This is a genomic window from Holdemanella sp. (genome assembly GCF_056804935.1).
Map to the genome: position 1 here is coordinate 1 of NZ_DBMEXE010000076.1, position 6,744 is coordinate 6,744.

4 protein-coding genes and 1 pseudogene are annotated in these 6,744 nt (G+C 32.9%); 3 read left to right on the top strand and 2 right to left on the bottom strand.

Annotation, left to right across the window (positions count from 1 at the left end):
* The 3 genes and pseudogenes from ACZQCL_RS04905 to ACZQCL_RS04915 all read left to right on the top strand — a co-directional run.
* Positions 1 to 253 (top strand): annotated as a pseudogene (locus ACZQCL_RS04905) (sugar phosphate isomerase family); the annotation flags it as partial.
* 63 nt (positions 254 to 316) lie between these two features.
* Positions 317 to 2,623: a glycyl radical protein gene (locus ACZQCL_RS04910; RefSeq protein ID WP_337619562.1), complete on the top strand. Its 2,307-nt coding sequence runs from the start codon at positions 317 to 319 to the stop codon at positions 2,621 to 2,623.
* Positions 2,586 to 3,527, top strand: coding sequence for a glycyl-radical enzyme activating protein (locus ACZQCL_RS04915; protein ID WP_337619564.1), 942 nt, complete (start codon positions 2,586 to 2,588; stop codon positions 3,525 to 3,527). The genes ACZQCL_RS04910 and ACZQCL_RS04915 overlap by 38 nt, the downstream gene beginning before the upstream one ends.
* Here the strand turns inward: ACZQCL_RS04915 and ppk1 are convergent.
* Entirely contained in the window at positions 3,524 to 5,638 is a 2,115-nt protein-coding gene (gene ppk1, locus ACZQCL_RS04920) for a polyphosphate kinase 1 (protein ID WP_217293387.1), read from the bottom strand. The two genes, ACZQCL_RS04915 and ppk1, sit on opposite strands and share 4 nt — an antisense overlap.
* Before the next feature lies 1 nt (position 5,639).
* A complete protein-coding gene (locus ACZQCL_RS04925; RefSeq protein ID WP_482481998.1) occupies positions 5,640 to 6,542 on the bottom strand; it encodes a Ppx/GppA phosphatase family protein in 903 nt (300 codons plus the stop codon).
* Between the last annotated feature and the right edge of the window lie 202 nt (positions 6,543 to 6,744).

Sequence of the window (6,744 nt, forward strand, 5' to 3'; positions counted from 1 at the left end):
GTGCGATGAATTTCTTCAACGATTTCATTTTGATTTATCTTTTTTAGGTGTGGTTGGTATAGATTTAGAATCTGGAAGTGTTATGACCTATATGCCGAATGATGGTCAAACAAAGCGCATTGTATTAAATCAGTCTAAAAAAGCATATATGTTGGCGGATTCGGACAAATTTTATCAAATGGGCAATTATGAATATGCCAAAGTGGATGCGTTTTATGGAATTTTACAAATAATAAAAAATAATAAAAAGTAATAAGGAACTATTGATTTTGATCATAGTTCTTTTTATAATCTAATTGTAGATGGAGGACTTACTATGTTAAATCGTATTTCTATTTTGAAAGATAAAATGTTGTCTCAACCTCGCTTTGTAAGTATTGAGCAAGCTTTGATTATTACACGAACATATCAAGAAAATGAAGATAAATCGATTCCTTATAAGCGTGCACTTTCTTTGTATAACGCGTTAAATGAAATTGAAATTGGTATGGAACCTGAAGAGTTGATTGTGGGAAATCGAACAAAAGGTGTTCGTTATGGTGTTGTATTTCCAGAAAGTGGAATTTCTTGGGTGGATCGTGAATTTGAAACGATTCCAACACGTCCTCAAGATAAGTTTAATGTTCGTCCTGAAGACATTGAGACTTTTCGTAAAGTGATTGTTCCATATTGGAAAGGTAAAAGTTTAGAGGATGTTATTAAGAATCGTTTTGGTAATGAAATTAGTGCAATTTCTAAAGTAGTAAAAGTTAATCAAACCGATCATGCTCAGGGGCATATTTGTCCAAATGTAAAGGAATGGTTAGAACTTGGTCCACAAGGCTATATTGATTTAGCTAGAAATCATTTAAAAACATGTTCTGAATCAAAAAAAGAATTCTATGAATGTGTTATTTTAGTCATGCAAGGTGTACAGAAGTTTATGCTTCGCTATCATGATTTAGCTTTGGAAATGAATAAAAAAGCTGTCGCAAAGATTTGTAAAAATCTGGCTTATAAACCTGCCGTAACATTTCATGAAGCGTTGCAGTCATTATGGTTTTTATTTGTCGTATTACACATGGAAAGTAATGCATCTAGTTTTTCTCCGGGTCGTTTAGATGAAACTTTATATTCTTACTATAAACAAGATATAGATTCAGGTATGTTAAAAGAAAGTGAAGCTTTAGAATTGATTGAATGTTTATGGTTGAAATTCAATGAGATTGTATATCTAAGAAATGCGCATAGTGCTAAATATTTTGCAGGTTTTCCAATTGGATTCAATATTTGTGTTGGTGGACAAGATCAAAATGGAAACGATTTTAGTAATGAATTGAGTCATTTATTTTTAAATGCACAAGAAGATATTGGTCTTCCACAACCCAACTTATCCGTTCGACTTCATGAACATACGAATGATGAACTGTTAAAACATGCGATTCGAGTTGTTTCAAAAGGAAGTGGAATGCCACAATTTTTCAATGATAAGGCAATTATTAAGGCGATGGAAGATTTAGGTATATCACATTTTGATGCCATGGATTATGCGATTGTTGGTTGTGTGGAACTTACAACACAAGGCAATAATTTGGGTTGGTCGGATTCGGGCATGTTTAATATGAATAAGGTGTTAGAACTTACTTTGAATCATGGTCGTTGTTTGTTGACGGGAAAACAAATGGGGCCTGATTATGGATCGTTAAGCACATATACTTCATTTTCTGATTTAGAATCTGCCTTTGAAAAAATGATGGATTATTTTATTGATAAAATGATTCCATGTTTAGAAGAAGTGGAAAAAGCACATATTGATATTTTACCAACAGCCTTCTTATCAAGCGTCATTGATGATTGCATGGAAAAAGGTATGGATGTAACGCGTGGTGGTGCGCATTATAATTTGTCGGGTATTCAAATGATTCAGGTGGCAAACCTTGCAGATAGTTTGGCGGCCTTAAAAAAGCTTGTATATGATGAAAAGAAAATTGATGCAGCTGATTTAGAAAAAGCTTTGAAAGAAAATTTTTCAAACAATGAAGTCATGCGCCAGATGTTATTGAATCGTGCACCTAAGTATGGAAATGATGTGGAATGGGTGGATGAGATTGGTGCAAAATGGGCATTGAATTTTAGAAATAAATTAAGAAAATATACAAACTATCGTAATGGAGAATATCATACAGGAATGTATACGGTGAGTGCCCATGTTCCTATGGGAGAAAATGTAGGGGCTAGCTGCGATGGAAGACTTGCCAAAACGCCTTTGGCTGATGGTGGATTATCGGTTGTGTATGGTCGTGATTTAAAGGGGCCTACAGCTGTCTTAAAATCAGTATCGCATTTAGATAATTCTTGTACAACAAATGGTGGCTTATTAAATATGAAGTTTTTACCAGAATTCTTTAAAACCGAATCAGGTATTGATAAGTTTGCGAATTTTATGCGTACATTTGTTGACTTGGAGATTCCGCATATTCAATTTAATGTGGTTCGTAAGGAAGATTTATTAAATGCCAAAATACATCCAGATCAATATCGTTCTTTGACGGTTCGTGTTGCTGGTTATACTGCATATTTTACAGAGCTTGCTGGAGAGTTGCAGGATGAAATTATCGCAAGGACAAGTTATGACAACATCTAAAGGATATATATTTGATATAAAGCGTTTTGCGACACACGATGGAAAAGGAATTCGTACAACGGTGTTTTTTAAGGGGTGTCCACTTCGCTGTAAGTGGTGTCAAAATCCAGAAGGATTGTCATATTTACCACAAGTCTTGTATATGGAATCCAAGTGTATGCATTGTCTTAGTTGTGTACATGCATCAAAACAGGGTGGCGTTAAGTGTGTAAATCATAAAATTAGTGTTTCAAGAAACGCAAAAGAAGATTGGGATGCGATTTGTGATGTATGTCCTACTTTAGCTTTGAGTATGGATGCCAAAGAATATACGGTAGAGGAATGTGTTCAGGAAATTTTAAAGGATGAATTATTCTTTAAAAGAGAAGGTGGAGTTACTTTCTCAGGGGGAGAACCCTTTTTACAAAGTGATTTCTTGATTGATTTATTAAAGGTTTGTAAGGAAAAAGGAATTCATACGGCTATTGAAACAAGTCTATATACAGATTTAGAGAATGTACAAAAGGCGTTACCTTACTTGGATCAGATTTATTGTGATTGTAAATTGTATGATGAAAATTTGCATAAACAATATACGGGTGTTTCAAATGAAAAAGTATTAAGGAATATTGCGTATTTACTTCAGAGCAATAAAAAAGCGCACGTGATCGTTCGTACGCCTTTAATTCCGACTATGACGGCTTCTTTTGAGAATATTTCTTCTATATCAAGGTTTTTGGTTTCTTGTTATGAAGATGTTCATTATGAAATTTTGAATTATAATCCTCTAGCTCAATCTAAATATGCATATTTAGATATGGAGTATTGTTTTAAAGAGAATCCAAAAATGTATTCTAGTGAAAAGATGCAGGAGTTTTATAGTTGTGCAAAACAAAATGGCATAAAGAATCTAGTTATCGATTAAGGAGCGTAGGCTCCTTTTCTTAATGATTTAATGATGTGTTGGAACAATCCTTTTTCTGACTTTTTGATTTCTTGTGTTATTTGAATAGCTAGATGCATACACTCTTCTTGAGAGTTTAATGGTGCTTCTTGACTTATAATCTGCTTGTAGTGACCGTCGCTACAAAGTTCTCTAGCTTTTATGTTATCGCTCATTAATAGGGTGAAGTATTCAAGAATTTGATTCTTTAATTTTTCATCTTGAATTGGACATCCGATTTCGACACGCTTTTCTGTATTTCGAGTCATACAGTCAGCACTGGCAATGTATATTTTTATGTCTTTTTCATCGCCGAAACAATAGATTCTTGAATGTTCTAAATAGCGTCCAACGATTGAGCGAATAGTAATATTTTCGGTTGCATTTTCAAGGCCTGGCAATAGACAACAAATACCGCGGATAATCATTTCAATTTTTACACCGGCCATACTTGCTTCACTGATTTTGTGAATGATGTCTAAATCTGTAAAAGAATTCATCTTAATTCGAATTCTTGCGGGTTGGTGTTGTTTGGCTAAATTGATTTGATTATCTATTTCTTTTAGAATGGAAGATTTTAGATTGCTGGGGGCTACCCATAAATGTTGATATTGTCCTTCTAAATTTGACATGGACATGTTTTGAAAGAATGTGACTGCATCTTTTCCGATTTCTTTACGGCTTGTGATATAAGAAAGGTCAGTATACATTTTACTTGTCTTTTCATTATAGTTACCTGTACCGATTTGTGTAATATATTTGAATTCGTTTTTATCTTTATATGTAATCAAACATATTTTGGAGTGTACTTTGTAGTTTTCAAAACCATAAAGAATGTGGCATCCACTTTCTTCAAGCTCTTCAGCGGCAGAAATGTTATTTTGTTCATCAAAACGAGCTTTTAGTTCCATCAATACAGTAACGTTTTTGCCATTTTCAGCTGCTCTACATAAGTAGCGAACAATTTTAGAATGTTTAGCTAATCTATATATTGTGATTTTAATAGATACAACATGTTTATCTTCGCTAGCTTCTTTTAATAGTTTTAAGAATCCGTCCATAGATTGATATGGGTAGAAAAGTAATACATCATGATCCATGATTTGTGGAATACATGGAAGTTCTGGCGTTAATAATGGATTACTTTGTGGTGTAAAAGTTTTATATAATAAAGGCGTTTTATCGATGGTTGGTGCTAAATCAATCATCTTAAAAATATGTGATAATTCCAAAGGGCATTTTGATATAAATACTTGTTCTTTTCTTAAGCTTAGATGACTACAAAGATATTCTAATGAATCAGAATGAATCTCTTTATAGATTTCCAGTCGTATTGGGGCTAAACGATTTCGTTTCTTTAAAATATGTTTCATGTATTCACGATAATCGTCGTCATCATCAATTTGGTCTTCGTTTAAGTTGATATCGGCGTTTCTTGTGATACGTACAATTGTTTTATTTAATACTTTACAATTTTTAAATAGTCGTTCAATGCAATGGAACATGATTTGTTCTATCAGCATGTAACAATGTCCGTAATTTGGAATATAGACAATGCGGTTGGCAAAATCGGGTACAGGAATGAGCGCAAAGTGCTTATTTCCATCTTCATTGATTTCTAAGAATAAGTATTGTGCTTTATTGACCAAATGTGGGAATGGATGATGTGAATCTATGATTTGTGGAGATAGTAATGGAGCGATATCTGTGTCAAAATAGTCCTTAACAAATTTTTCTTGACCTTTAGATAGTGTTTTATAAGAAACACAAGATAGGTGTAAAGCATTCAATGTATGGTTGATATCTTTGTAAACGTTATCTCTAATTTTATATAAATTGTTTGATTCCGCAAAAATCGCATCAAGTTGTTCACTTGGAATCATTCCACTTTTCTTGTCAATTTTAGTGTTGTCAATCAAAGAAAGGTCGTATAAGGATCCGCATCGGATCATGTAAAATTCGTCAAGATTACTTGTGAAGATGGATAAGAACTTAGCTCTTTCTAATAAAGGAACGCGAGGATCGGCAGCTTCTTCAAGTACGCGCTTGTTAAATTGTAACCAAGATATTTCTCTGTTTTGGGTAATTTTCATTTTAATCTCCTATATATTTTTGAATCAAATAGCCTTCGCGAACACCATTTGTACAAATTTGAATGGTTTGGATGGAATATTTAGAAATGATTCCTTCAAGTATTAACAGGCCACAAAACATAGTGTGTACGCGTTCAGGTTTAATTTTTAAAAATAAGTGTAATGTATCTGTTCGATTATTACTTAATGTTTGTAGAAGTTTATTTATTTTGTCGGCGGAAAAAATATATTCATCTCGATTTATCCAATCAAAGTGTACTAACAAAGATCGCACAGCTCGCATATTGCCTCCTGTAACGGCAAGATTTTGAAATTCTGAGATTTCTTTAGGAGTGGGTACAGATTCAAGTTCGCATTGAACGCGCTTTTGAATTTGAATGGTTTCCTCTTTTGTAGGTATTACTTTCTTTACGTATTTATTGAATAAATTTAAAGAACCAATATTTAATGAATAGGTAGCTAAATTGTTATAGTGTTTGTAGAAAACAAATTCAGTACTTGCACCACCACTGTCAATGTATAATCCTTCAGGTCGTTCGATTTGGTGCATGGCTCCTTTAAAAGAAAGATTTCCTTCAGTGGTTCCGGAAAGAAGAACAATATTGATTTTGACAGTGTTTGAGATAATAGCCAATACTTCATCTTTATTGTCGAGATTACGTAAGGATGCAGTTGCGAATGCATTAATAATGTGTATTCCTAATGTATCTAATGTTTTTTTAAGTCTTAGTAAGCATTGTTTTAATTCGTTTATGCCTTCTAAAGTTAAATTGTTTTTATTGATATATGAAATCAATCCAACATTTTCTTTTTTTGAGAAGAGCAAATGAAATGAATGTTTGTTTGATTCATATACATTAAGTCGAATTGTGTTGGATCCGATATCAATTATTCCTATATTCATAGTATTTCATCCCTTTCAAGTCAATATTATATGACTTGGGTGTAAACACTATATTAAGGGCTAGTTAAATAAAATTTACAAATTTTCCAAAAAAAGTAAAAAAAACATTTGACGAAGTGAAAAGTATTTGGTAATATAGATGAGCACTGCTGAGGTGCAGATGATCTTTGAAAACTGAACAGGAAATAAAAATACAAACTAA

Excerpts from the sequence above, each read along its gene's own strand:
- ppk1 (WP_217293387.1), bottom strand. The coding sequence starts at position 5,638 with ATGAAAATTACCCAAAACAGAGAAATATCTTGGTTACAATTTAACAAG.
- ACZQCL_RS04915 (WP_337619564.1), top strand. The coding sequence starts at position 2,586 with ATGAAATTATCGCAAGGACAAGTTATGACAACATCTAAAGGATATATA.
- ACZQCL_RS04925 (WP_482481998.1), bottom strand. The coding sequence starts at position 6,542 with ATGAATATAGGAATAATTGATATCGGATCCAACACAATTCGACTTAAT.
- ACZQCL_RS04910 (WP_337619562.1), top strand. The coding sequence starts at position 317 with ATGTTAAATCGTATTTCTATTTTGAAAGATAAAATGTTGTCTCAACCT.